The organism is Pseudomonas sp. MYb2, from assembly GCF_002979955.1.
Taxonomy (GTDB): Bacteria; Pseudomonadota; Gammaproteobacteria; order Pseudomonadales; family Pseudomonadaceae; genus Aquipseudomonas.
This window is the reverse complement of sequence record NZ_PCQC01000016.1, coordinates 61903-82142: the sequence shown is the minus strand read 5'-3', so window position 1 is coordinate 82142 and position 20240 is coordinate 61903. Positions and strand designations below refer to the sequence as shown.

The window sequence follows — 20240 nt, the reverse complement described above, 5'->3', positions numbered from 1 at the left end:
AAGCGCTTGCTTGGTGGGCCTGGCGCGCCGTTTTCGGCGCGCCGGCAGACACTTAAAGTGTCGAGAGGAAGGTACTGTTGTTAGCCTGCCATTCGGTGATGTCGAGGCGGATGCGCTTCTTGTCGAGCTTGCCGACGCTGGTCTTGGGAATTTCGGTAACAAGGGCGATCTGACTCGGAATCGCCCACTTGCTCAGGTGCCCCAATTCCACAAATGGCTTGAGGTGTTCCTTGAGCTCGCGCGCCCCGATCACGTGCCCTTCGCGGATCACCAGCAGGGCAAACGGCCGCTCGCCCCACTGCGGATCGGCAATGCCCACCACTGCTACTTCGCGTACCGCGACGTGTCGGCTGATCAGGTCTTCGAGGTCCAGCGAGGAAATCCATTCGCCGCCGGTCTTGATCACGTCCTTGATCCGGTCGCGGATGTCGATCACGCCCATGCTGTCGAGCGTGGCGACGTCGCCGGTGTGCAGCCAGCCGCCGGCCCAGAGCTCGGCGCCCTTCTGCGGTTCGTTGAAATAACCTTCGGTCAGCCAGGGTGCGCGCAGCACCAGTTCGCCCTGGGTTTCCCCATCTGCCGGGAGAAAATTACCTTCAGTGTCGACGATCGCCGCTTCCACCAACGGCCCAGGCACACCGGCCTTGATCCTGTAGGTGGTGCGTTCATCTTCTGTGCCGGCCATCAGTTCGTCGTTGAGGTGAGCACAGGACACCAGCGGGCCGGTTTCCGACATGCCGTAGGCGGCGGTGAGCTGAATACCACGGGCCTTGGCGGTTTCATACAAGGTGCGGTTGAGTGCGCTACCGCCGATGACGATTTTCCAGCCACCGAAATCGGTGCTCTGCGCGCCTTTGGCGTTGAGCAGCATTTGCAGGATGGTCGGCACGCAGTGAGAGAAGGTGACCTTTTCCTTGCGCCACAACTCCACGAGAAACTCCGGATCGTAGCGCCCCGGATAAACCTGTTTGAGCCCGAGCATGGTCGCCACATACGGCAGACCCCAGGCGTGGACGTGGAACATCGGGGTGATCGGCATGTACACATCGTTGGTGCCAAGCAGGCGTACGCTGTCGATCGAGCCCATGATCGTCGACACGCCCATGGTGTGCAGCACCAGTTGCCGATGGGTGAAGTACACGCCTTTCGGGTTGCCGGTGGTGCCGGTGGTGTAGAACGTGGTGGCGACGGAATTTTCGTCGAAGTCCTGGAAATCGTACTGCGCACTAGCGGCGGCCAACAGTTGCTCGTACTCGCCGACCAGATTCGGCAAGTCGGCAGTTTTCTCCGGCAGATCGGTCAGCAGCAGGGTTTTCTCGACCGTGGTCAGGTGCGGTGCGATCGCTTGGTACAGGCCAACAAACTCGCTGTTGACCAGCACAAAGCGGTCCTCGGCGTGGTTCATGGTGTAGAGGATCTGTTCCGGCGACAGACGCACGTTGATCGTGTGAATCACTGCGCCAATCATCGGAATCGCAAACATGCATTCCAGATAACGGTGGCTGTCCCAATCCATGACCGCCACCGTGTCACCGGCCTTCACACCGGCCGCCGTGAGCACATTGGCCAGGCGTGCCACCCGTTCGATCAGCGTCGGGTAGCTGTAGCGCAACTGGTCACGGTAGATGATCTCGCGGGTTTTCTCGTAACGGGCGCCGGACATGAGCAGCCGTTTGATCAGCAATGGATACTGGTAGGCCCCATCGGCCGGGGGAATGACGCGAGTCTGCAACATAAGAATCCCTTTTCTGACTGCACGGTGTTGGCGTAGAGATTGGTACTCTAGAACCCTTATACGCCAGCCAAATCAGCCAAAGGAATGATTTGCAAAGCCGTACAAATGCTAGCTTTGCGCCAGCATTTGACGGTTTTCATCATTTGTCAGGCGGTTTGTCCTACAGCCTCTTCAGAAGGCGTGCGTGGGAAAACCACCGCAGCGAGGAAGGTCAATGCGCCGAAGCCCGCGAGAATCAAATACAGGCCTACGAAACCTTGGCGCGGTTCGACATAGGAAATCAGCGGAATCGCCGTGGCGCTGGCGCCGAACGATAAACAGTAACGCAGGGCAAAGATTCGCGATTGCCATTGCGGGGCGACGAAGTTGGCAACCATCGCATCGTTCACTGTTACCTGACCAAACACCACGAACATGAACGCTGCACCCAGCGCGATCACTGCCCAGCCGTCGGCGTATGCCAGTGCAAACAACAGCGGCGCCTGACACAGGGTCAGAACAATGAACGGCCATTTCAGGCTGAGGCGGTGCAGCACTCGGCCGATGCTCAACTGCGCGACCGCACCAAAGGCATAGGCCAGGCTGACCACCACGCCAAGGGTTTGCGGCGAAGCGAACAATTCATGCAGACGTTCCTGGAACAATTTCGGATAGGTCATGGTGGTGGCGTTGAACACTACGCCGCCAGTGGCCGTGGCCAGCGCCAGCACGCCGAACACCATGACCATCGAAATGCGCTGACCGGCGGCGCCTTTGAGCGGCGTGTGCGGGCGTTTCGGGATCGGTTCTTCTCGCACCTGCAAGGCGAAACCGACGCCCAACACAATCGCCACCGCGCCCGGTAACAGAAATGCCGAACGCCAGCCGAGCTGCGCCACCAGCAAGCCGGTGATCAGCGCCGAAAACGCCACGCCCAGATTGCCCCACATGCCGTTGATGCCGATTTCACGGCCACGGTTTTGTGCATAAGCGACCAACATCGCCGTGCCGACCGGGTGATAAATCGCCGCAAAAATACCGATCAGGGTCAGGCCGATCACCAGCATGGTCGGGCTGTTACTCAGGCCAGTGAAAATCGCCGAGGCGCCGATGCCGAAGAAAAACACCAGCATCATCTGCCGCCGGCTCCAGTGATCGCCCAGCCAACCGGCGGGTAGCGAGCAGGCCCCGAAAGCGATGAAGCCGCCCAGCGACAGGCCTATCAGCGCGGCATAGTCGAGGCCAAAGGCCTGGGTCATGCCGAGCACGGCGGCGGGGAAAATCAGCATGAACATGTGATCGATCACATGGGCGGCGTTGATATAGCGAATGACGTTTCTGGATTGATTCATGGCGGCACGCTTCACGTTGTTGTGTGGCGCTTATGCTAAGTTGGCCGTAAAGCGCATTTCTGCCAAGCAAGTCATCGGATCAGACATGTTGATCAGCCATTTCGAACACGGCCCGGTGAGCGCCTATCCCCGGGATTATCTGGACGGCGCGCACCAGCCGTTGCACCTGCATCGCGAGGCGCAATTGTTGTATGCCGTCAGCGGGATCATGCGCGTGGTCACGCAATCGGGTGCGTGGGTGATTCCGCCCAGCCGTGCAGTGTGGATTCCGCCCGAGGTGGCGCACGAGATTTTCATGAGCGGCGATGTGCAGATGCGCTCGCTGTTCATCGCGCCTGCGCTGTCGCCCGCCAGCCTGCAACAATGCTGCGTACTGGCCGTGACGCCACTGCTGCGCGAGCTGATCCTGCGTGCCGTGCAAGGGCCGCCGCATGCCGACAATCCCTTGATCCAGCAACTGATGCTCGAGGAGCTCGCCAGTCTGGAAAACCTGCCGCTGCACATTCCGATGCCGACCGATCGGCGCCTGCAGAACATTTGTCTGGCGCTGCTGCACACCCCGGATCACCCGAACACGCTGGAAGACTGGGCACAGCAGGTCGGCGCCAGTTCACGCACGTTGGCGCGGCTGTTTCAGCAACAAGTGCAGATGAGCTTCAACGCCTGGCGCCAGCAATTGCGCCTGATGGAAGCCTTGCCGCGCCTGCTCGCCGGGGACAGCGTGCAGCGTGTGGCGCGGGATTTGGGTTACGGCAGCGCACGGGCGTTCAGCGCGATGTTTCGCCGCTTGCTCGGGGAAAATCCCCGCGAATACCTCAATCACCTGAGCAAGCTCAGCGAGCTTGTGTAGGAGCTGTCGAGTGCAACGAGGCTGCGATCTTTTGACTTTGTTTTTTAAGATCAAGATCAAAAGATCGCAGCCTTCGGCAGCTCCTACACAGTAGGATCAATGCATCTCGGTAAACGCGATTTTCACGCCGAGAGCGATCAGCACCGCGCCCATGGTGCGGTCGAACCAGTGGCCCATGCGGGCGAAACCGGCACGTACACGTTGCTGGCTGAACAGCATTGCCACCAGACAGAACCAAATCGCAGTCGCGACCGCCAGGTAAATACCGTAACCGGCCTGCACCGCCAGCGGCGTATGCGGGTTGATCACTACCGTGAACAGCGACAGGAAGAACAGCGTGGCTTTCGGATTCAGACCGTTGGTCACAAAGCCCGAGGTGAACGCGCCGCGAGCCGTGCGTACGCCGGCCTCCTTGTGCAGATCGTCAGTTACGGTTTTCGCCGGCTGCGCACGCAAGGCCTTGAAGCCGATGTACAGCAGATAAGCCGCAGCGGCCCACTTCAAGGCGTTGAACAGCACGATCGACTGCGACACGATCAGGCCGATACCGAGCAGCGAATAACCGACGTGCAGGAAAATTGCCGTGCCCACGCCCAGTGCGGTCCAGGTGCCGGCGCGGCGACCGTGGGTCACGCTCTCGCGCACCACCACGGCAAAGTCCGGGCCGGGGCTGGCCACGGCCAACAGATGGATCAGTGCAACGGTCAAGAACTCGGTCCAGTACATGGGGGCTCCTTTCGGCCAAGCGTATCAATTTGTTTCATCTGGTAGGCTCGGCAGATTACGCCCTACGCTCAAAGCCTAAAAGGTACAGTTGATGACGAACACGCGCCGTGCGGTATTCCTTGATCACCCTTCGCTGGATCTCGGCGATCTGGACCTCAGTCCGTTGCGTGATTGTTTCAGCGATCTGCAATTGTTCGCCCAGACCTTGCCCGAGCAAGTCGCCGAGCGTTTGCAAGGCGCCACCGTGGCGATCAGTAACAAGATCCTGATCGACGCCGCCGCCATGGCCGCCAACCCTGATCTGAAACTGATCCTGATCACCGCCACCGGTACCAACAACGTCGACCTCGCCGCCGCCCGCGCCCACGGCATTACCGTGTGCAACTGCCAGGGTTACGGCACGCCGTCGGTGGCGCAACACACGATCATGCTGCTGCTCAACCTCGCCACACGCCTGGCCGATTATCAAAAAGCTGTGGGTGAAGGCCGCTGGCAGCAGGCCAGACAGTTCTGCCTGCTCGACTATCCGATCGTTGAGCTGGAAGGCAAAACTCTCGGGCTGCTCGGTCATGGCGAACTCGGCGGTGCCGTGGCGCGACTGGCCGAGGCGTTCGGCATGCGCGTGTTGCTGGGGCAGATTCCGGGGCGCCCTGCTCGCCCGGATCGCTTGCCGCTGGAGGAGCTGCTGCCGCAAATCGATGCCCTCACCCTGCACTGCCCGCTCAACGAGCACACCCGCCACTTCATCGGCGCCCGCGAACTGGCCTCGATGAAACCCGGCGCCTTCGTGGTCAACACGGCACGCGGCGGGCTGATCGATGAGCAGGCGCTGGCCGATGCGTTGCGCAACGGCCACCTCGGTGGCGCCGCGACAGATGTGTTGAGCGTCGAGCCGCCAACCAATGGCAATCCGCTGCTGGCCGCGGACATCCCGCGCCTCATTGTCACGCCGCACAACGCCTGGGGCAGTCGCGAAGCACGCCAGCGTATCGTTGGCCAATTGACCGAAAACGCCCAGGCATATTTCAGCGGTAAGGCGCTGCGGGTCGTCAGTTGATAAACTGCGGCACTTTTTTTTGAGGAGCAGTTATGGATCCGCGCAGTGAAGTACTGCTTCGTCAGCCCGAGTTGTTTCAAGGTTCGTTGTTGCTGGCCGGGTTGCCTGCCGATGATTTGCTCGGCCGTCTGCCCGACGCGTTCGGCTGGTGCTGGCATGCCGGCGATCAAGCCGCACTGGACGCCCGTTTCGAAGGCCGCAGCCTTTTCGGCGTGAACGTTCCGGAGCGTGAGTTCGACAGTGCCGTGGTGTTCCTGCCCAAGTCCAAGGACCTGACCGATTACATCCTCAACGCGGTGGCATCGCGTCTGGCCGGTCGCGAAGTGTTTCTGGTCGGCGAAAAACGCAGCGGCATCGAAGGCGCGTCCAAGCAGCTCAACCCGTTCGGCAAACCGCGCAAGCTCGACAGCGCGCGTCACTGCCAACTCTGGCAAGTGACCGTGGCCAATGCCCCGGAAGCGAAATCCCTGGAAAGCCTGGCGCAGACCTATGAATTGCCGCTGGCTGAAGGCCCGTTGAAGGTCATCAGCCTGCCAGGCGTGTTCAGCCACGGTCGCCTGGATCGCGGCAGCGCCCTGTTGCTGGAGCATCTGGACAAATTGCCGAGCGGTCATCTGCTCGACTTCGGTTGCGGCGCAGGTGTGTTGGGCGCTGCGGTCAAACGTCGCTACCCGCACAATCAGGTCACGTTGCTCGATGTGGATGCGTTTGCCGCTGCCAGCAGCCGTCTGACGCTGGCGGCCAACGGTCTGGAAGCTGAAGTGCTGACGGGGGATGGTATCGATGCTGCGCCGATGGGTTTGAATGCGATTCTGAGCAACCCGCCGTTCCATGTCGGCGTACACACCGATTATTTCGCCACCGAGAACTTGCTGCGAAAAGCTGCCAAACATCTGAAAAACGGCGGCGAACTGCGCTTGGTAGCGAACAGCTTTCTCAAGTATCAACCGCTGATCGAGGAGCATCTTGGCGTGTGTGCGATCAAGGCTGAAGGCAATGGTTTCCGCATTTACCGGGCCAAGCGCGGCTGAAAATTTGTTCTTGCCCAAACGGATTTGCCTAGGCAGAATCCGCTCCGTCCTAGGGGAGTAGTCTCCCACGAGCGCCAAGCTCGTCCGGCATACGTCAACATACTTGATCCTCAGATCATGGCGTATGCGACCCAAGCGTCCGCAGCAGACGGATCGCAGGGTTTGACAAGACCTATGACACGCACACCTTACCCGGGGCGGGAAGGCTGTACGTGTCATAGCCGTGTCGACCCGCCCCTTAGGAAATCCTGATGCTGGACTCGTTACTCGTTCCCACCGCAATCGTTGCCTTGGCCGAAATCGGCGACAAGACGCAACTGCTCGCGCTGATTCTCGCCGCTCGCTTCCGCAAACCCTGGCCGATCATTGCCGGCATTGTCGCTGCGACCCTGGCCAACCACGCAGCAGCCGGTGCGGTAGGCGCCTGGTTCGGCAGTTTCTTTTCGAATGCGACGCTGCACTGGATCCTCGCCGCGAGCTTCACGGCAACAGCGCTGTGGACGTTGGTTCCGGACAAAATGGACGACGATGAAACCAGCACTGCGCGCAAGTTCGGGCCGTTCCTGACCACGCTGATTGCGTTCTTCCTGGCGGAAATGGGTGACAAGACTCAGGTCGCCACGGTGATGCTCGCCGCGCAATACCCGGATCTGTGGCTGGTGATTATCGGTACGACAGCGGGCATGTTGATTGCCAACGTGCCGGTGGTTCTGGCGGGTAATTTCGCTGCGGACAAATTGCCGCTAACGCTGATCCGTCGCCTCGCGGCTTCGGCATTCATGATTCTGGCGATCGTTGCGGTGTACAAGGCGATGCAGAGCAGTGGCTGGGTTTAACCCTGAGAGAAAGATCGTTCCCACGCTCCGCGTGGGAACGCAGCCGGGGAGGTTCTGCGTCCCCGCCTGGAACGCGGAGCGTCCCTTGAGGCATTCCCACGCAGAGCGTGAGAACGATCACCGACTCAGGACTTCGGGGCTTGTTCGTACAGCGGCATAACCTTCGGAATCGCTGCCTGCAACGCAGCAGTGCGACTATTTGAAGACGGGTGAGTACTGAGGAATTCCGGCGGAGCACCTTCGCTGGCCTTGCTCATTTTCTCCCACAGCGTAATGGCCGCATTGGGGTTGTAACCGGCCCGGGCGGCGAGCTCCAGACCGATCAGGTCAGCCTCGTTTTCATTGGTGCGGCTGTTAGGCAGCGTCATCAACAGATTCACACCATTGTTTCCCACCTCCACCAAGGCGGGTGGCGCACCCGCCGCTATCGCCATCTGTTGCGCCATTTGCACGCCATAAGACTTCGACAAGGCCTCGCGACCATGCTCGCGCAAGGCATGGGCAATTTCATGGCCCATTACCGCAGCCGTCTCATCGTCGGTCAGTTGCAGTTTGTCGAGCAGACCGGTGTAAACGATGATCTTGCCGCCAGGACCACAGTTGGCATTGAGCTCATCGCTCTTGATCAGATTGACTTCCCATTTCCATTGCGCAGAATCCGGCCTGAACGTCGGCGCCTGGGCAATCAATCGATCGGCGATCGCCTGAATGCGTTTCGCATCAGCGCTGGTTTTGTCGAGCACATTCTTGCTGCTCGCATCACCCAGGGTCTGCTGGTAGTCCTGGGCATACGCTTGATTGACCTGCTCGCTCGACACCAGACTGAACATCCGCTGCTGACGAACCACCCCCACCTCACCGGCACTGGTGGTGTTCACCGTCTCACAACCGTTGAGCAACAGCACCGAGCCCAGTACACCCGCTATCAGCGACTTGTTCATCCCATCACTCCTGATATCCGCACTCTGCGACAGGCAGACTGTAGTAGGAAAAAATTCATACTGAACTGACTGCCTTGCCGGACAAAGGTTCTGCACCTGTCTGAATGCGACACGGACACATCCAAAACGGTCAATTCAGCCCCTTTTGCTCATGTCCATTAGCTCCCCTGCCGATACATCACCGCAGACGTCCTCTTGCGTGCGGAGCTCCCATGAAGTTCAAGTCGATCCAGTTTTCCGTCGCCGCCCTGGCCGGCGCCATCGTCCTCAGCGTGGTCGCCGCGCTGGTGCTGTACGCGCTGTTTTCCGGCGCGCGTACGCAAGAGATGGTGCAACAGCGCACCCAGGCGCAGTTCGAGCAGGTCATCGAACAGCGCCTGACCTCGCTGGCGCAAACCCAGGTCAGCCAGATCCAGCGCGAGCTCGAAGCGCCGCTGCTGATTGCCGGCGGGCTGGTGCGGGTCAACGCCCTGCTTGGCATGCCGGATGCCGACGGCCAGCCGCGCCTGAGCGTCAGCCGCGAACAACTGATCAGCCTGATCAAAGAGAACGTCGAAAAGAACCCGAAGATTCTCGGCACCTATATCGGTTGGGAAAAAAACGCACTGGATCACAATGACGCGGCCTACGTCGGCACCAGCGTAGTCGGTATCGATGCGGCCAACGGGCGCTTCCTGCCGTGGTGGTTCCGCAATGATGATGGCACCCTCGGTCTGGACAAGCTGGTCGACGTCGACGATCAGAAAACCCTGTCCACCGGCGTGCGCGCCAGCGAGTACTACCTGTGCTCGAAGGAAACCAGAAAAGCCTGCGTGATCGATCCGGCGCCTTACAAAGTCGGCGACAAGATCGTCATGCTCGCCTCGTTCATTGAACCGATCATGCTCAACGGCACGTTCCAGGGCATTGTCGGCGCCGACCTGTCGGTGAACTTCATTCAGGAAATGCTCCTCGCCGCCAACCAGAAACTCTATGGCGGCGCCGGACAAATGGCCCTGATCGGCGGCAACAGCCGCATCGTGGCCTACACCCAGGACCCGAGCAAATTCGGCGAGAAAGTCAGCGACATCCTCGACGCCGAACAGACGGCCAACATGGCCAATCTCAAGCGCGGTGAAGTGACTTACTCGGTCAACAAGGACAAGGGCCGCATCGAGTTGTACCTGCCGTTCGGCATCGGCCAGACCGACGCGCGCTGGACATTGATGCTGCAATTGCCTTTGAACGCGGTAATGGCGGATTTGCAAAAGCTGCAGGGCGATCTGGATACCCAGCGCAAGTCCGACACGTTCGGCATGGCCATGGTCGGTCTGCTCATTGCCGGCCTCGGCTTGCTGGTGATCTGGCTGGTTGGCCACGGCATCGCCAGACCGCTGAAACAGATGGTCGCGATGCTCAATGACATCGCTCAGGGCGAAGGTGATCTGACCCGACGCCTGAGCAGTGATCGCAGCGACGAACTCGGCTCGATCGCCAAAGGCTTCAACACCTTCCTCGCCAAATTGCAGGCGATGATCACCCAAGTGGTGACATCGGTGCAGAGCGTCAGCGATTCTTCGGAGCACACTGCCGACATTGCGATTCGCACCAACATCGGTATCCAGAAACAAATGGCCGAGATTGATCAGGTCGCCACGGCAGTGCAGGAAATGACCGCCACCGCGCAGGACGTCGCACGTAACGCGACGCAGGCGGCACAAGCGGCCAGTCATGCTGATCAAGCGGCCAGCCAGGGCATGCAGATTGTCCGTGACACCTCGAACTCGATTGGTGTGCTGGCGGTGGAAATCGGTAAGGCGGTAGACGTGGTGCAGACGCTGGCCAAGGACAGCGAAAACATCAACGCGATTCTCACGGCGATTCGCGGGATTGCCGAGCAGACCAATTTGCTGGCGCTGAACGCGGCAATTGAAGCGGCACGTGCCGGTGAGCAAGGTCGCGGTTTTGCCGTGGTGGCCGACGAGGTGCGTAATCTGGCGCAGAAAACGCAGAAGGCCACCGAAGAAATCCAGAGCATGATCCAGCAATTGCAACAGGGCACCCGCGATGTCGTGCGGGTCATGGAAGACAGCCAGAACCGCACTGATGAAAGCGTGCAACACGCGGCGAAAGCGGCGGAGGCGCTGGAGACGATCACGCAGGCGGTGTCGGTGATCAACGACATGAACACGCAGATTGCCAGTGCGGCGGAAGAGCAGAGCGCGGTGGCCGATGACATCAATCGCAATGTGATCAACATTGGGCAAGTGGCCAATGAAGTCGCGGGCGGTGCGGATGAGTCGAGTTCGGCGAGTGCTGATTTAACCAAGCTGGCAGAGCAGCAGCGGCGGTTGATCAACCAGTTCAAGGTCTGAAAAGCGAAAGGCACCCTCACCCTAACCCTCTCCCAAAGGGAGAGGGGACTGATTGGGGGATATTTCAGAATGACACCGACCTGAAAGATCTTCACTGAATCCATAATCGACTCGATGCATCAGGTCGCTGAATCGCTCAAGACAACTCGGTCGGCTCCCTCTCCCTCTGGGAGAGGGCTAGGGTGAGGGGCTTTGACCTTCAGGCTTTAACCCGGAGTCAAACACTCCGGCCCGTTGAGCTTCGGATCATTGATCAGATTCGCCAGCACTCGCTCGCGCAACGCCGCCGGTTCACTCGCCAGCAAGCCCTGCAACACATGCAGCGGCGTCTCGGGATCGAGCCACGCCGCCTGCCCCGCCTCATCGAGAATCAACGGCCGCCGCTGACTCGACGCCGGCTGAGTAATCACCGCCGTGCTCAACCACACCTGTTCCTGCACCGGATAAGCCTCCCAGATCGCCGCAAAAAACAATGACGAGCCCTCCCCCGGCGTCAGCCAGAACGGGCGTTTGCGCTGGGTGCCGCGCCATTCGTAGAAACCATTCGCCGGCAGCAGGCAGCGGCGCTGGCGCAGCGCCTCACGAAACATCGGCTGCTCGGCCACGGTTTCCGCACGAGCATGCGCCGGGGTCTTCGACAGATCGGTCAGCCACGGCGGCGTCAGCCCCCAACGCGCGCGAGCCAGGGTGCGCTCGCCCTCTTCACCGGCACGCAGCATCAACACCGAATCATTGGGGGAGATGTTCCACTGCGCCTGCTGATCGGCGGGAAAACCTGGCAGGGCCGCGAAATCGCGGTTCCAGCGAAACAGGGCATAACGTCCACACATGGGGCAACACGACTCTGAAGTAAAACGAAGCTCAGCCTAACAGACCAGCGTCCCGGGGAAGCTCTCCGGTTCATCGCCGGGCAGCGGCAGCGCGGCATTGTACGCGGTGATCAGCTCGCGGGCGTATTCGGCCTGGTCGTTCTCGACGGACAGTCCCAGCAGACCGAAAATCGGTAACTCGCCCGTGCCACCGAGCAAATCGCGGCCGATCAAGTGCGCTTCTATGCCTTCACTGGCGAGCATGCCCTTGAGCATTTCACCTTCCATCAGGTTTTCCGGCTCGTAGATTCGCTGCATGGGCGCGCCTCACTCGTTTTCGCTGAAGACTTCCAGAAACCAGTCCTCTCCGTGGACCTGCAAGACAAACGTGATTGGCCGGCAACACACCTGACAGTCTTCGATATAGGTCTGATCCCCGCCGGACAAGTCCACCGTCGTCTCAACAACCTCCCCACAATAAGGACAATCATACTGAGCAGTTTCCAGCATCGCGGTCTCCCAAGTGACTTGTGCGTATAATCGCCGGTCTATTTGCAGGGCTATTTTTGTCTGGCTACTTTTTCAGACCGTGCCCCGCGGGTTTTCGATCAAAACCTTTACTTACCCTAGCCGTTTCCAACAAGAGAGCATGATGGGCGAATTCGATGCCATCCGACCTTACGACGACAGCGAAGTACCTGTGGTACTGGCACGACTGCTCGGCGACAAGGCGTTTCTAGATATCCTCACCCACTTCCGCTTCCCGCGTTTTGCCGGTGCTTTCGGCTGGATGCTCAAACCACTTATAGCCCATCGGCTGCGTCGTGAGTTCGCCGACGTGACATCGGTGGCGACGTTGCAGGACAAGGTCGAGTCCTACGTCGACCACACCATCGAGCGCGCCACTGACGGCGTGACCTACACCGGTGTCGAACAATTCAAGTCCGGCAGCGCCTATCTGTTCATCGCCAACCACCGCGACATCGTGATGGATCCGGCCTTCGTCAACTACGCCGTGTACCACGCCGGCCTGCCGACGCCGCGCATCGCGATTGGCGACAACCTGCTGCAGAAGCCGTTTGTCAGCGACCTGATGCGCCTGAACAAGAGCTTCATCGTTCATCGCTCGATCACCGGTCGTCGCGAGAAAATGGCTGCGTATCAACTGTTGTCGGCGTACATCAACCATTCGATCCGCAACGATTGCGCGTCGATCTGGATCGCTCAGGCTGAGGGACGGGCGAAGGATGGCGACGACCGCACCGAGTCGGCGATCCTCAAGATGTTCCACATGAGCCGCAAGGACGAGCCGTTCGGCGAAGTCATTCGCTCGCTGAACGTCACCCCGGTGTCGATCAGCTACGAATACGACCCGTGCGACCAGGCCAAGGCTCGCGAGTTGTACATCCGCGCCACCACCGGCACCTACGCGAAAGCGCCGGGCGAGGATGACGTGAGCATTGCCAAGGGCATCACCGGCTACAAGGGCCGGGTGCACGTGAATTTCGCTGCGCCGATCACCGAGCTGTTCGAAGACACCAAGCAATTGGCGGTCGAAATGGACAAGCAGATTCTCGGCGGTTACCGGTTGTTCCCGGTGCATTACCTGGCGTATGCGCAGTGGGCCGATGCCGATCCGCAGTTGAATGTGCCGAAAGCTGCCGAGGTGTTCCCGGCGGATGAGTTGGCCAAGGCGCAGGAAGAATGGCAGAGCCGACTGGATGCTTGCCCTGCAGAGCATCGTCCGTATCTAGTGCTGCAATATGCGACGCCGGTGCGCAATCAGTACCGCGTGAAGGCTGGGTTGCCGCTTTAAATTTTCAGAGCAAGAGCAAAAGATCGCAGCCTTCGGCAGCTCCTACAGTGGATTCATGCAGGAGCTGCCGAAGGCTGCGATCTTTTGCTTTTAGTAACGCGTGCTGATCCACGAAACGATCAGGGCCAGAGCGAGACAGGCGAAACCGAAACGATAGAAAAACCGGTTCATGCGCAGCGTCGCCCAATCCAGCAACGGCTCGGCATTTGGCTGTGCCTGGCGCTGGGCAGCGATGCTGGCCATCGCGCGCTGCTCACGACGACGGGTCGCGTGCAGCAGCCAACTGCCGGGAAACGCCAGGAGCAGCGCCAGCAGGTTGATCAATTTGGCGGGATGGGCGGTAAACAGCGTCATCAAGTGCAGCGACATCACAGACCTCTATCTAAACCGGTATGGCAGACGCCAGATCGACGACCGCGGCGCGGATTCTACCGAAACCCGAGTGCCCTGCCCCAGCCTTTGCGACAAATTACATGACAATCGACCGATGGCTGTCCCATGTCACGGCATCGTCATGTGGATACACCAAGATGCGCGCCTCGAAACGCACATGGAACGCGACATGCTTCACGCTGAAAACCAGGATCGCCTTTATCTCATTACCCCTTACGACGAACAGCAAAGCCTCGTCGGCAGCCTCGCCTTCAATGTTCAGGATCGCCATTGGCTGGTGTATTGCGCGCTGGGCGGGCATCAACATGCGGATTTGCCGGAGACTGATTTACTGACGGGTGTCAGCGTTCTCGACTTTTACTCCCAAGCTGCTTGAAAAAGCAAAAGCACCCTCACCCTAGCCCTCTCCCGGAGGGAGAGGGAACCGACCGAGTTGCTTGGTCGAGGTACATCGACCTGAAACATCCAGCCGAACTCCGGTTCTGAAAAGCCCCCGATCGGCTCCCTTCCCCCTCGCCCCCTTGGGGAGAGGGCTGGGGTGAGGGGGATCGATTTCCCATACGCCACAAGTCCCGAACCTGACACCCACAAAAAAGCCCGAAACCATCACTGGCCCCGGGCTTTTTCACATCCGCCGAAAACTTACTCAGCCAAAACCTGACCCACAGTCGGATCCTTGAACAGACGCGTCAGCGCATCACTCAACACATCGCTGACCAGTTTGGTGTTGGTTTCCTGGTTCGGCGCCATGCCGAAACGCTGGTCCAGCGACGCGCCGTAACGGCCGCTGTAACGGCGGTTGGCGTTCTGCACGTCGGAGCGGAACGTCGCGCCGATGGTCGCCTCGGTTACGTACATGCCTTCTTTCGGCGACTGATACTTCAGCTCGGCCAGGGTCACGGTCAGCTGTGGCGCGTTCGGCGCGTTGTTGGTCGGGGTGAAACCGAGCAGACGCACGGCGGCTTCAGCCTGAGCCTGCAGCTTCGGCAGGATCTGCTCGCGCTGCACGGTGATGGCGCTGGTTTCCGGGTACAGGCCGCCACGGGTACCGAGGGTTGGCGACGGGCGACCGTCGACCACACGCACGACGACTGGCTGGCCACGGCCGACCGCTGGCAGCTGGGTGGTCAGCTTCGGCTCCGGGCTCAGTTGTTGCGGGCTGTGGGCGCAGCCGGCCAGGGTCAAACCGGCCACAGTGATCAAACCGAACAACAGGCGTTGCAACATGCTCTTCTCTCCAGAATCAGGCACAAACAGGCCGGCAGTATAGCGGTGGGCCACTGCGGGTAACCAGCGCCCGGCAGCGAATACTGAAATGTCTGACAAACCCCGTTGAAGGCGGTTCCTGTCACAGATTGTTCACCGGCCATACACGTTCGCGTCACGGCGTGTTGCCAACCTTCACACAAGTCCTCCAGCAAGGTACTCAGCCATGCGTTATCTGATCTCGTTGTTCGCCCCACGCCCGCTGCATCGCAGCTTTGCCCTGCTCGACCGCAACGGCCATTGCCAGGCATTCAAGCAGTGCAGCCTGCAACCGATGGGCGACGGTTGGGTGGAAATCGAAGAAATCCGCCTCAACTGGTTACACCAGCCATTGCCCGCCAGCGCCCGCGTCATAGCGTCGCAGCCTCGCGCACGGGTGCAAGCGATGTTGAGCATCTGACCGGATGCCTAATAAAAGTCATTAAACACGAGCAACACCGCGCATTTCTTCGATACAATCTCCCCCCGATTATAAGGACGTCTCCTGATCGGGCCCCGCAACAGCGTCAATGCGCATGCATCGACACCCAAAATCGCCCACAGAGAGCCGCCCACACAGATCGAGTGAAGTTGGCGCGCTTGCCTGTTCTTCCGGCAAAAACCCGCTTTTCGCGAATCTGCAGAGCTGTCATGACGCTCGGCCACCGCGTTGTTTTGCCTTTGCGGGCAAGGTGCCAGGCCTGGACAGCCCTTTTTTGAGGTTCACGTCTTCAAAAGAGCGTGAAAAAAACGGGTTTTCACAACTTCACAAGAGTGTGGCGAGCAAATGAAAAGTTTTGCGTCTGAACATGCACCATTAGCGTCTGAAACAGCCCAACGACACAGGACCGGGTATACCTCGAATATCGGAGCCTGAAGCCTGTCCGCTACGGATTTGGTTGCACAAAAACGGATGTCTCGACCATAAGTCGAATTGCCAGCTGCGTGCTGAAATGAGTTCATGGAGCTCTTGAAAGCCAAGCCGCATACATCCGTCGAAGTTGCGAAAAATTGCGAAGATTCGGACATGGCGAACCTGACCACGGATAGCCCGGACACTACTGACCTGTCCCGGAATGCCTGGCAGCCATGCCGACAATTTGGTGCTGCAGATTTTGGAGACGCGTTAAATGGCGCATAACGAAGCAGTCGACGTAGTTCTGGTTGGGGCCGGCATCATGAGTGCCACCCTTGCCGTGCTGCTCAAAGAGCTCGACCCCGCGATCAAGCTGGAAGTCGTCGAGCTGATGGATTCCGGTGCCGCCGAGAGTTCCAATCCCTGGAACAACGCCGGTACCGGCCACGCCGGCCTGTGCGAGCTGAACTACACGCCGCAAGCCGCCGATGGCACCGTCGACATCAAGAAAGCCGTGCACATCAACACCCAGTTCGAGGTGTCGAAGCAGTTCTGGTCGTACCTGACCAAGCAAGGCACGTTCGGCTCGTGCAAATCCTTCATCAGCCCGGTGCCGCACCTGAGTTTCGTCCAGGGTGACAGCGGCGTGTCTTTCCTCAAATCGCGCTTCGACGTGTTGAGCAAGCACCACGCCTTCGCTGACATGGAGTACACCGAAGACAAGGCCAAGATGGCCGAGTGGATGCCGTTGATGATGCCGGGCCGCTCGCCGGACGAAGTCCTCGCCGCGACCCGCGTGATGAACGGTACCGACGTCAACTTCGGCGCCCTGACCAATCAGTTGCTCAAGCACCTGACCAGCGCTCCGGACACTCAAGTCAAATACTGCAAGCGCGTGACCGGCCTCAAGCGTAACGGCAGCGGCTGGACCGTCAGCATCAAGGACGTCAACAACGGCAACACCCGTGAAGTCGACGCGAAGTTCGTCTTCCTCGGCGCCGGTGGCGCGGCCCTGCCGTTGCTGCAGGCCTCGGGTATCGAAGAAAGCAAAGGTTTCGGCGGCTTCCCGATCAGCGGCCAGTGGCTGCGTTGCGATAATCCGGAAGTGGTCAAGCAGCACCAGGCCAAGGTTTACAGCCAGGCCGCTGTAGGTTCGCCACCGATGTCGGTGCCGCACCTCGACACCCGCGTGGTCGATGGCAAGAAGTCCCTGCTGTTCGGACCATACGCCGGTTTCACCACCAAGTTCCTCAAGCACGGCTCCTTCATGGACCTGCCGCTGTCGGTTCGCGCCGGCAACATCGGGCCGATGCTGGCGGTAGCGAAAAACAACATGGACCTGACCAAGTACCTGGTCAGCGAAGTGATGCAGTCGATGGAACAGCGTCTGGATTCCCTGCGCCGTTTCTACCCGGAAGCGAAAGCCGAAGACTGGCGCCTGGAAGTGGCCGGCCAACGGGTACAGATCATCAAGAAAGACCCGAAAAAGGGCGGCATCCTGCAGTTCGGTACGGAACTGGTGTCGGCCAAGGACGGTTCCCTTGCCGCACTGCTTGGCGCTTCGCCGGGTGCGTCGGTGACCGTTTCGATCATGCTGGAACTGATCGAGAAGTGCTTTCCGGCCAAGGCCAAGGGTGAGTGGGCTGGCAAACTGGCGGAAATCTTCCCGGCCCGTGAAAAAGTGCTGGAAACCGATGCTGCGCTGTATCGCAAGATCAACACGCAGAACAACATCGCGCTGGAGCTGGTTGAAGAAAGCAGCGAGACCCCAAGCTACGCTTGATCTTGCCGCATAAAAAACGCCCCGATCGGGGCGTTTTTTTATGCCTGTCAAAAGCAAAAGATCGCAGCCTTCGGCAGCTCCTACATGACCGTGTAGGAGCTGCCGAAGGCTGCGATCTTTTGATCTTAAGCGCGGGACTTTTCGATCAGCTCGATGTATTCCGGGGCGTTGCGCTGATCGGCGATCAGCTCAACGAAGGTCTTGCCCTGCTCGTCCTTGCCATCGACGTCGTAGCCAGCTGCAACGAAGAAACCCAGAAAGCGCTCGAAGTCATCGATGCGCAAACCACGGTAAGCCTTGATCAGTTTGTGCAGCGACGGCGAAGTGGCGTCGACCGGTTCAAAATCGAGGAACAGCTTGATCTGCTCATCGCCGATCTCGTCACCAATCACTTGTTTCTTATCTTTACGCATTGCCGACTCCAGCTCGCAGACATTACACGGGGCGGGCAGTTTACCCCTGCCCGACCGCCAGGCTCAACGCGAACGCACCGCCCCGGTGTGCAAATCGGCCCAGATGTGGCCGTTGGCGTAACTGAGGAACTGCACATACACGGTGTCATTGCGCAGCAGATCGATGATCACGCGGTATTGGGCCTGTGGATAAAACAACGTCAGGGTTTTGCTCTTGTCGTCGTAGATCGGCTTTTTCAGGCTTTTGCTCTCGCCGTCGAAATTGACCAGCACCTGAGTAATGCTCGCGCCTTTGTTCAGGGACTTGCCCTTGAGGCGAATCATCAATGGCGAGGTGACCGGAATCGGCTGCTGATTGGACTGGCGTTGCGCGCCCACAACTACGGAATAGTCGGTGACCTGCATGAGTTGCTGCTGCTCAGGCTCGGCATCGCGCAGGGTCAGATCGTCCGGCGGCAGGAACTGGCTGTGCATCGGCGCGGCGGACAGCGGCAGGCTGACGGCCAGCAACAGGGCGGCAAAGCTGCGGATCAAGAGGCGCATGACAGGCTCCGGAGGGCGGGGCCGAGCACTCTAGCATGGGTATCATGCAAACAAATGTAGGAGTGAGCCTGCTCGCGATAGCGGTCTGTCAGCAACGTAGATGTTGACTGATACGACGCTATCGCGAGCAGGCTCACTCCTACGGGCATGGTGCAGGGTTCTTACATGCCTTTAACGGCAAAGATCCCGTTGGCGTTACGCCAGTAGCCTTTGTAGTCCATGCCGTAACCGAAGATGTAGCGGTCGATGCACGGCAGGCCGACGAAATCCGCTTTCAGGTCAGGACGCGCCTTGCGGTCGTGATCCTTGTCGATCAGCACGGCGGTGTGCACTTTGCGCGCGCCGGCGTGTTTGCAGAAGTCGATGATCGCGCCGAGGGTGTGACCTTCATCGAGAATGTCGTCGATGATCAGCACGTCGCGGTCGATGAACGAAACTTCCGGCTTGGCTTTCCAGAACAGGTCGCCGCCGCTGGTTTCGTTGCGATAACGGGTCGCGTGCAGGTAGGACGCTTCCAGCGGGAAGTGCAGATGGGTCAGCAGCTTGCCCGAGAAGATCAGGCCGCCGTTCATCACGCAGAACACCACCGGGTTGCTGTCAGCCAGTTGTTCGTTGATTTGTGCACCGACACGGGCGATGGCCGCCTCGACTTCAGCTTCGGTGTACAGGCAGTCAGCCTCTCGCATGATTTGACGGATATGCTCGAGATCAGCGGACATGGCGCTCTCCAGGGGGGGATGTTTTCGGAAAAGCGGGCAAAGGTACGCATCCATTGAGGCCGAATCAAGCCTTTATGGACTAACGTACAGAATGTCCTATAGGACATCACCCTCGGATAGATTAATCTAGGCCGGTTTTTTTGCCCGCCGCCGGAGTTTTTCCATGCCCATCCTCGAGATCCGCCATCCGCTGATCCGTCATAAACTCGGCCTGATGCGCCGCGCCGATATCAGCACCAAGAACTTCCGTGAGCTCGCTCAGGAAGTCGGCGCCCTGTTGACCTATGAAGCTACAAAAGATTTGCCGCTGGAGTCCTACGATATTGCAGGCTGGTGCGGCACCGTGTCGGTCGAGAAGATCGCCGGCAAGAAGATCACCGTCGTGCCGATCCTGCGCGCCGGCATCGGCATGCTTGAAGGCGTGCTGAGCCTGATCCCGGGTGCAAAAGTCTCCGCTGTGGGCGTCGCCCGCAACGAAGAAACCCTGCAAGCGCACACTTATCTGGAAAAGCTGGTTCCGGAAATCGACGAACGGTTGGCGATGATCATCGACCCGATGCTCGCCACCGGCAGCTCGATGGTTGCGACCATTGATCTGTTGAAGAAAGCCGGCTGCAAAGACATCCGCGCCATGGTGCTGGTGGCCGCGCCGGAAGGTATTGCAGCAGTCGAAAAAGCTCACCCGGACGTGACCATCTACACCGCGTCCATCGATGAGCGCTTGAACGAGCACGGTTACATCATCCCTGGACTTGGCGACGCCGGTGACAAGATCTTCGGCACCAAGCAGAAGGACGCGTAA

At 59.5% G+C, this 20240-nt stretch carries 22 protein-coding genes, 1 pseudogene and 1 riboswitch; of the genes and pseudogenes, 11 read left to right on the top strand and 12 right to left on the bottom strand.

Annotation, left to right across the window (positions count from 1 at the left end; all coding sequences use genetic code 11):
* Positions 1–52: 52 nt before the first annotated feature.
* Positions 53–1735 carry a fatty acid--CoA ligase gene (locus CQ009_RS22795; RefSeq protein ID WP_064392886.1) on the bottom strand — a complete coding sequence of 561 codons (1683 nt, stop codon included), beginning with the start codon at positions 1733–1735 and terminating at the stop codon, positions 53–55.
* Positions 1736–1881: 146 nt separating this feature from the next.
* Entirely contained in the window at positions 1882–3066 is a 1185-nt protein-coding gene (locus CQ009_RS22790) for an MFS transporter (RefSeq protein ID WP_105708792.1), read from the bottom strand.
* Between the two features lie 85 nt (positions 3067–3151).
* Here CQ009_RS22790 and CQ009_RS22785 point away from each other — a divergent pair, with 85 nt between their 5' ends.
* Positions 3152–3916 (top strand): helix-turn-helix domain-containing protein, encoded by a 765-nt coding sequence (locus CQ009_RS22785; RefSeq protein ID WP_064392899.1) that lies wholly within the window; start codon positions 3152–3154, stop codon positions 3914–3916.
* Positions 3917–4012: 96 nt separating this feature from the next.
* On the opposite strand, the gene CQ009_RS22780 is transcribed toward CQ009_RS22785, so the two are convergent.
* Positions 4013–4642 (bottom strand): LysE family translocator, encoded by a 630-nt coding sequence (locus CQ009_RS22780; protein ID WP_007912807.1) that lies wholly within the window; start codon positions 4640–4642, stop codon positions 4013–4015.
* Between the two features lie 91 nt (positions 4643–4733).
* Between CQ009_RS22780 and CQ009_RS22775 the strand changes: the two genes are divergently transcribed.
* The 3 genes from CQ009_RS22775 to CQ009_RS22765 all read left to right on the top strand — a co-directional run bounded on the left by CQ009_RS22775 (position 4734) and on the right by CQ009_RS22765 (position 7566).
* Positions 4734–5699: a 2-hydroxyacid dehydrogenase gene (locus CQ009_RS22775; protein ID WP_064392888.1), complete on the top strand. Its 966-nt coding sequence runs from the start codon at positions 4734–4736 to the stop codon at positions 5697–5699.
* 32 nt (positions 5700–5731) lie between these two features.
* Positions 5732–6730 (top strand): class I SAM-dependent methyltransferase, encoded by a 999-nt coding sequence (locus tag CQ009_RS22770; protein ID WP_105708791.1) that lies wholly within the window; start codon positions 5732–5734, stop codon positions 6728–6730.
* Between the two features lie 40 nt (positions 6731–6770).
* A riboswitch (yybP-ykoY riboswitch) is annotated at positions 6771–6893 on the top strand.
* Positions 6894–6981: 88 nt separating this feature from the next.
* Positions 6982–7566: a TMEM165/GDT1 family protein gene (locus CQ009_RS22765; RefSeq protein ID WP_007912813.1), complete on the top strand. Its 585-nt coding sequence runs from the start codon at positions 6982–6984 to the stop codon at positions 7564–7566.
* A gap of 125 nt (positions 7567–7691) precedes the next feature.
* Here CQ009_RS22765 and CQ009_RS22760 read toward each other — a convergent pair whose 3' ends face one another.
* Positions 7692–8507: a M48 family metallopeptidase gene (locus CQ009_RS22760; protein ID WP_105708790.1), complete on the bottom strand. Its 816-nt coding sequence runs from the start codon at positions 8505–8507 to the stop codon at positions 7692–7694.
* A gap of 104 nt (positions 8508–8611) precedes the next feature.
* Here CQ009_RS22760 and CQ009_RS30530 point away from each other — a divergent pair.
* Together CQ009_RS30530 and CQ009_RS30525 are read left to right on the top strand one after the other, a co-directional pair.
* Positions 8612–10006: pseudogene (locus CQ009_RS30530) on the top strand (HAMP domain-containing protein); the annotation flags it as partial.
* Between the two features lie 12 nt (positions 10007–10018).
* A complete protein-coding gene (locus CQ009_RS30525) occupies positions 10019–10861 on the top strand; it encodes a methyl-accepting chemotaxis protein (protein WP_371850969.1) in 843 nt (280 codons plus the stop codon).
* Between the two features lie 206 nt (positions 10862–11067).
* Here CQ009_RS30525 and CQ009_RS22750 read toward each other — a convergent pair whose 3' ends face one another.
* Genes CQ009_RS22750 through CQ009_RS22740 form a run of 3 tightly spaced genes read right to left on the bottom strand, consistent with a single transcriptional unit; the run spans position 11068 to position 12180 of the window.
* On the bottom strand, positions 11068–11691 hold the full coding sequence (locus tag CQ009_RS22750) for an SOS response-associated peptidase (RefSeq protein ID WP_105708788.1): 624 nt from the start codon (positions 11689–11691) through the stop codon (positions 11068–11070).
* A gap of 36 nt (positions 11692–11727) precedes the next feature.
* The gene (locus CQ009_RS22745) at positions 11728–11988 is read right to left on the bottom strand and encodes a putative signal transducing protein (protein ID WP_105708787.1); all 261 of its coding nucleotides are present in this window, start codon (positions 11986–11988) and stop codon (positions 11728–11730) included.
* A gap of 9 nt (positions 11989–11997) precedes the next feature.
* A complete protein-coding gene (locus CQ009_RS22740) occupies positions 11998–12180 on the bottom strand; it encodes a CPXCG motif-containing cysteine-rich protein (protein ID WP_064392893.1) in 183 nt (60 codons plus the stop codon).
* Between the two features lie 142 nt (positions 12181–12322).
* Here CQ009_RS22740 and CQ009_RS22735 point away from each other — a divergent pair, with 142 nt between their 5' ends.
* Complete coding sequence (locus CQ009_RS22735) at positions 12323–13486, top strand: 1-acyl-sn-glycerol-3-phosphate acyltransferase (RefSeq protein WP_176470129.1); 1164 nt, start codon at positions 12323–12325, stop codon at positions 13484–13486.
* A 90-nt stretch (positions 13487–13576) separates the two neighbouring features.
* Here CQ009_RS22735 and CQ009_RS22730 read toward each other — a convergent pair whose 3' ends face one another.
* Positions 13577–13855 (bottom strand): hypothetical protein, encoded by a 279-nt coding sequence (locus tag CQ009_RS22730; protein WP_105708786.1) that lies wholly within the window; start codon positions 13853–13855, stop codon positions 13577–13579.
* A 193-nt stretch (positions 13856–14048) separates the two neighbouring features.
* Between CQ009_RS22730 and CQ009_RS22725 the strand changes: the two genes are divergently transcribed.
* Positions 14049–14255, top strand: a complete 207-nt coding sequence (locus CQ009_RS22725) for a hypothetical protein (RefSeq protein ID WP_008083982.1) — start codon at positions 14049–14051, stop codon at positions 14253–14255.
* A gap of 266 nt (positions 14256–14521) precedes the next feature.
* On the opposite strand, the gene CQ009_RS22720 is transcribed toward CQ009_RS22725, so the two are convergent.
* Positions 14522–15106: a YajG family lipoprotein gene (locus CQ009_RS22720; protein ID WP_007912832.1), complete on the bottom strand. Its 585-nt coding sequence runs from the start codon at positions 15104–15106 to the stop codon at positions 14522–14524.
* A gap of 205 nt (positions 15107–15311) precedes the next feature.
* Here CQ009_RS22720 and CQ009_RS22715 point away from each other — a divergent pair, with 205 nt between their 5' ends.
* Both CQ009_RS22715 and mqo read left to right on the top strand, forming a co-directional pair.
* Entirely contained in the window at positions 15312–15545 is a 234-nt protein-coding gene (locus CQ009_RS22715; RefSeq protein WP_007912834.1) for a hypothetical protein, read from the top strand.
* A 709-nt stretch (positions 15546–16254) separates the two neighbouring features.
* Complete coding sequence (gene mqo / locus CQ009_RS22710; protein WP_105708785.1) at positions 16255–17763, top strand: malate dehydrogenase (quinone); 1509 nt, start codon at positions 16255–16257, stop codon at positions 17761–17763.
* A gap of 125 nt (positions 17764–17888) precedes the next feature.
* On the opposite strand, the gene CQ009_RS22705 is transcribed toward mqo, so the two are convergent.
* The 3 genes from CQ009_RS22705 to CQ009_RS22695 form a co-directional block, all read right to left on the bottom strand.
* The gene (locus CQ009_RS22705) at positions 17889–18176 is read right to left on the bottom strand and encodes a PA4642 family protein (protein ID WP_064387623.1); all 288 of its coding nucleotides are present in this window, start codon (positions 18174–18176) and stop codon (positions 17889–17891) included.
* Between the two features lie 63 nt (positions 18177–18239).
* The gene (locus CQ009_RS22700) at positions 18240–18719 is read right to left on the bottom strand and encodes a hypothetical protein (protein ID WP_064387624.1); all 480 of its coding nucleotides are present in this window, start codon (positions 18717–18719) and stop codon (positions 18240–18242) included.
* Between the two features lie 161 nt (positions 18720–18880).
* The gene (locus CQ009_RS22695) at positions 18881–19438 is read right to left on the bottom strand and encodes a hypoxanthine-guanine phosphoribosyltransferase (RefSeq protein ID WP_064387625.1); all 558 of its coding nucleotides are present in this window, start codon (positions 19436–19438) and stop codon (positions 18881–18883) included.
* A 163-nt stretch (positions 19439–19601) separates the two neighbouring features.
* Between CQ009_RS22695 and upp the strand changes: the two genes are divergently transcribed.
* The gene (upp, locus tag CQ009_RS22690) at positions 19602–20240 is read left to right on the top strand and encodes a uracil phosphoribosyltransferase (RefSeq protein WP_007912842.1); all 639 of its coding nucleotides are present in this window, start codon (positions 19602–19604) and stop codon (positions 20238–20240) included.

Coding starts and splice junctions, on each gene's coding strand:
- CQ009_RS22795 (WP_064392886.1), bottom strand. CDS start 1,735: ATGTTGCAGACTCGCGTCATTCCCCCGGCCGATGGGGCCTACCAGTAT.
- CQ009_RS22790 (WP_105708792.1), bottom strand. CDS start 3,066: ATGAATCAATCCAGAAACGTCATTCGCTATATCAACGCCGCCCATGTG.
- CQ009_RS22785 (WP_064392899.1), top strand. CDS start 3,152: ATGTTGATCAGCCATTTCGAACACGGCCCGGTGAGCGCCTATCCCCGG.
- CQ009_RS22780 (WP_007912807.1), bottom strand. CDS start 4,642: ATGTACTGGACCGAGTTCTTGACCGTTGCACTGATCCATCTGTTGGCC.
- CQ009_RS22775 (WP_064392888.1), top strand. CDS start 4,734: ATGACGAACACGCGCCGTGCGGTATTCCTTGATCACCCTTCGCTGGAT.
- CQ009_RS22770 (WP_105708791.1), top strand. CDS start 5,732: ATGGATCCGCGCAGTGAAGTACTGCTTCGTCAGCCCGAGTTGTTTCAA.
- CQ009_RS22765 (WP_007912813.1), top strand. CDS start 6,982: ATGCTGGACTCGTTACTCGTTCCCACCGCAATCGTTGCCTTGGCCGAA.
- CQ009_RS22760 (WP_105708790.1), bottom strand. CDS start 8,507: ATGAACAAGTCGCTGATAGCGGGTGTACTGGGCTCGGTGCTGTTGCTC.
- CQ009_RS30525 (WP_371850969.1), top strand. CDS start 10,019: ATGATCACCCAAGTGGTGACATCGGTGCAGAGCGTCAGCGATTCTTCG.
- CQ009_RS22750 (WP_105708788.1), bottom strand. CDS start 11,691: ATGTGTGGACGTTATGCCCTGTTTCGCTGGAACCGCGATTTCGCGGCC.
- CQ009_RS22745 (WP_105708787.1), bottom strand. CDS start 11,988: ATGCAGCGAATCTACGAGCCGGAAAACCTGATGGAAGGTGAAATGCTC.
- CQ009_RS22740 (WP_064392893.1), bottom strand. CDS start 12,180: ATGCTGGAAACTGCTCAGTATGATTGTCCTTATTGTGGGGAGGTTGTT.
- CQ009_RS22735 (WP_176470129.1), top strand. CDS start 12,323: ATGGGCGAATTCGATGCCATCCGACCTTACGACGACAGCGAAGTACCT.
- CQ009_RS22730 (WP_105708786.1), bottom strand. CDS start 13,855: ATGTCGCTGCACTTGATGACGCTGTTTACCGCCCATCCCGCCAAATTG.
- CQ009_RS22725 (WP_008083982.1), top strand. CDS start 14,049: ATGCTTCACGCTGAAAACCAGGATCGCCTTTATCTCATTACCCCTTAC.
- CQ009_RS22720 (WP_007912832.1), bottom strand. CDS start 15,106: ATGTTGCAACGCCTGTTGTTCGGTTTGATCACTGTGGCCGGTTTGACC.
- CQ009_RS22715 (WP_007912834.1), top strand. CDS start 15,312: ATGCGTTATCTGATCTCGTTGTTCGCCCCACGCCCGCTGCATCGCAGC.
- mqo (WP_105708785.1), top strand. CDS start 16,255: ATGGCGCATAACGAAGCAGTCGACGTAGTTCTGGTTGGGGCCGGCATC.
- CQ009_RS22705 (WP_064387623.1), bottom strand. CDS start 18,176: ATGCGTAAAGATAAGAAACAAGTGATTGGTGACGAGATCGGCGATGAG.
- CQ009_RS22700 (WP_064387624.1), bottom strand. CDS start 18,719: ATGCGCCTCTTGATCCGCAGCTTTGCCGCCCTGTTGCTGGCCGTCAGC.
- CQ009_RS22695 (WP_064387625.1), bottom strand. CDS start 19,438: ATGTCCGCTGATCTCGAGCATATCCGTCAAATCATGCGAGAGGCTGAC.
- upp (WP_007912842.1), top strand. CDS start 19,602: ATGCCCATCCTCGAGATCCGCCATCCGCTGATCCGTCATAAACTCGGC.